Annotated in this window: 3 protein-coding genes; all 3 read left to right on the top strand. The window is 59.7% G+C overall.

Going from position 1 to position 3,084, the window contains the following annotated elements; genetic code table 11:
- Positions 1–56 precede the first annotated feature (56 nt).
- Positions 57–1,016: an AraC family transcriptional regulator gene (locus tag ACXRVY_RS21950; protein WP_317851135.1), complete on the top strand. Its 960-nt coding sequence runs from the start codon at positions 57–59 to the stop codon at positions 1,014–1,016.
- A 271-nt stretch (positions 1,017–1,287) separates the two neighbouring features.
- Positions 1,288–2,652 carry a benzoate 1,2-dioxygenase large subunit gene (benA, locus tag ACXRVY_RS21945; protein ID WP_223463153.1) on the top strand — a complete coding sequence of 455 codons (1,365 nt, stop codon included), beginning with the start codon at positions 1,288–1,290 and terminating at the stop codon, positions 2,650–2,652.
- Positions 2,649–3,084, top strand: a 436-nt coding sequence (gene benB / locus ACXRVY_RS21940) for a benzoate 1,2-dioxygenase small subunit (RefSeq protein ID WP_458238227.1), incomplete at its 3' end; no start/stop codon positions are given. The genes benA and benB, both read left to right, overlap by 4 nt.

Below are 3,084 nucleotides of genomic sequence, written 5' to 3'. Positions count from 1 at the left end.
GACGCACTGTTCTAGAATGGCCCGACGCAACCTATAACAACAATGAGAGTGACCCGATGATGCAAGCTCAACTGTTGAGCCAGCGCAGCAGAGTGTTCGACCATGCCGACCCTTATGCGGTATCGGGCTACGTCAATCAGCACGTCGGCAACCACTGCATTCTCATGCCCCGCGCCGGCAGTCCGCTGGCCAGCCTCGATCATCGCAAGTTCGCCAGCCTCGACCTGTGCCGCATCAGTTACGGTGCCAGTGTGCGCGTGACGTCCGGTGCGCTGGACAGCATTTATCACCTGCAAGTGCTGCTGCGCGGCAATTGCCTGTGGCGTGGCCACGGCCAGGAACATTACTTCGCCCCCGGCGAGCTGCTGTTGATCAATCCCGATGATCCGGTGGACCTGACGTACTCCGCCGATTGCGAAAAATTCATCCTCAAAGTCCCGACCCGCTTGTTTGAATCGGTCTGCGATGAGCAGCGCTGGCGCTATCCGGGGCAGGGCGTGCGGTTTCTGGAAAACCGTTATCAGCTCAATGAACTGGAAGGTTTCGTCAACCTGTTGGCGATGATCTGCCAGGAGGCCGAATCCACCGAGCAGATCCCCAGGGTGCAGGAGCATTACACGCAGATCATCGTCAGCAAGATGCTCAGCCTGATGAAAACCAATGTCTGCCGCCTCGAACTGGGCTCGCAGACGGCCACGTTCGAGGCGATTGCCGATTACATCGCCAATAACCTCAAGCAGGACATCGACAGCGAAGCACTGGCGCGCCAGGCGCACATGAGCCTGCGTTCCTTGTACGGACTGTTCGAGCGCAATGCCGGCGTCACGCCAAAAAACTACCAGCGCCAGAAACGCCTGCAACGCATCAACGCCTGCTTGCGCGACCCGACCTGCAACGTGCGCAACGTCACCGAAGTGGCGATGGACTACGGCTTCCTGCACCTTGGCCGGTTCTCCGACAGCTACCGCAAGCAGTTCGGCGAGTTGCCGTCCGATACCCTCAAGCGCCGGCATTGAGCTTTCAAGTTTGATGTTGTCTGGTCTGGCCCCATCGCGAGCAAGCTCGCTCCCACAGTGTTATTGGCTGGATGCAAAATTTGCGTTCAACCGAAATCACTGTGGGAGCGAGCTTGCTCGCGATGGGGCCGGTACATTCACCATTGATGGCGCCTGACACACCACCAGTGACTGCACAAAACGGATAAAGGTCTGCACCCCGCGGATACTCCAGCCTGACCCCCCGTCCTAGCATGGCCCTGCCTGAACAATAACAATGGAGGCGGCGGCCATGTCCCTGCGACCCGAATATTTGCATTCCCTGCTTGAAGACGATCCCGAGCAGGGCCTCTATCGCTGCAAGCGCGAGATGTTCACCGACCCCCGGTTGTTCGATCTGGAGATGCAGCACATCTTCGAGGGCAACTGGCTCTACCTGGCACACGAAAGCCAGATTCCCAATATCAACGATTTCTACACCACCACCATGGGGCGCCAGTCGATCTTCATCGCACGCAACAAGGACGGTGTACTCAACGCCTTCATCAATGCCTGCAGCCACCGCGGCGCGACCCTGTGCCGGCACAAGTCCGGCAACAAGAGCTCCTACACCTGCCCGTTCCACGGCTGGACCTTCAACAACTCCGGCAAGCTGCTAAAGGTCAAGGATCCGGCCAACGCCGGCTACCCGGCGAGCTTCAACTGCGAAGGCTCCCACGACCTGACCCGCGTCGCGCGTTTCGAGTCCTATCGCGGCTTCCTGTTCGGCAGCCTCAAGGCCGATGTGCTGCCACTGGTCGAGCACCTGGGCGAGTCGGCGAAGATCATCGACATGATCGTCGATCAGTCGCCTGATGGCCTGGAAGTGCTGCGTGGTTCTTCGAGCTACATCTACGAAGGCAACTGGAAACTCACCGCCGAAAACGGCGCCGACGGCTACCACGTCAGCTCCGTGCACTGGAACTACGCGGCTACCCAGAATCAGCGCAAGCAGCGCGAGGCCGGCGACAGCAATCCGACCATGAGCGCCGGCAGCTGGGCCAAGCAGGGTGGTGGTTTCTATTCCTTCGACAAGGGCCACATGCTGCTCTGGACCCGCTGGGCCAACCCCGAGGACCGTCCGCTGTACGAGCGTCGCGACGAACTGGCGCAAGACTTCGGCAAGGCCCGCGCCGACTGGATGATCGAGAACTCGCGCAATTTGTGCCTTTACCCCAACGTGTACCTGATGGACCAGTTCAGCTCGCAGATCCGCATCGCCCGGCCGATCTCGGTCAACCGCACGGAAATCACCATTTACTGCATCGCCCCCAAGGGCGAGAGCGACCACGCCCGTTCCAGCCGGATTCGTCAGTACGAGGACTTCTTCAACGTCAGCGGCATGGCCACTCCGGACGACCTGGAAGAATTCCGCTCCTGCCAGACCAGCTATCAGGGCAGCGTCACCACCTGGAACGACATGTCCCGTGGTGCCGAGCACTGGATCGAAGGCGCTGACGAGGCCGCCAAAGAGATTGACCTGCACCCGTTGCTCAGTGGCGTACGCACCGAAGACGAAGGTCTGTTCGTGCTGCAACACAAGTACTGGCAGCAGACCATGCTCAAGGCCCTGGCTGATGAGCAATCGGAACTGATCGCCGTGGAGGACGTGCAATGACCATCACCTACGACAGCGTGCGTGATTTTCTCTACCGCGAAGCGCGCTACCTCGACGATCGGCAGTGGGACGAATGGCTGGAACTGTATGCCCCGGACGCGACGTACTGGATGCCGTCCTGGGACGACAATGACGAATTGACCGAGGACCCACAGCGGGAAATCTCGCTGATCTGGTACGGCAACCGCACGGGCCTGGAAGACCGCATCTTCCGCATCAAGACCGAGCGCTCCAGCGCCAGCGTGCCGGACACCCGCACCTCCCACAACATCAGCAACATCGAGCTGCTTGAACAGGCTGACGGATTGTGCAAGGTGCGCTTCAACTGGCACACCCTGAGCTTTCGCTACAAAACCGTCGACAGCTATTTCGGCAGCAGTTTCTACACCCTCGACGTGCGCGGTGAAAACCCGTTGATCAAGGCCAAGAAAG

This window comes from Pseudomonas sp. P5_A2_2, assembly GCF_054177685.1.
The sequence above is the reverse complement of the archived record's forward strand: the minus strand, read 5'-3'. Positions and strand labels throughout refer to the sequence as shown.

Excerpts from the sequence above, each read along its gene's own strand:
- ACXRVY_RS21950 (WP_317851135.1), top strand. The coding sequence starts at position 57 with ATGATGCAAGCTCAACTGTTGAGCCAGCGCAGCAGAGTGTTCGACCAT.
- benA (WP_223463153.1), top strand. The coding sequence starts at position 1,288 with ATGTCCCTGCGACCCGAATATTTGCATTCCCTGCTTGAAGACGATCCC.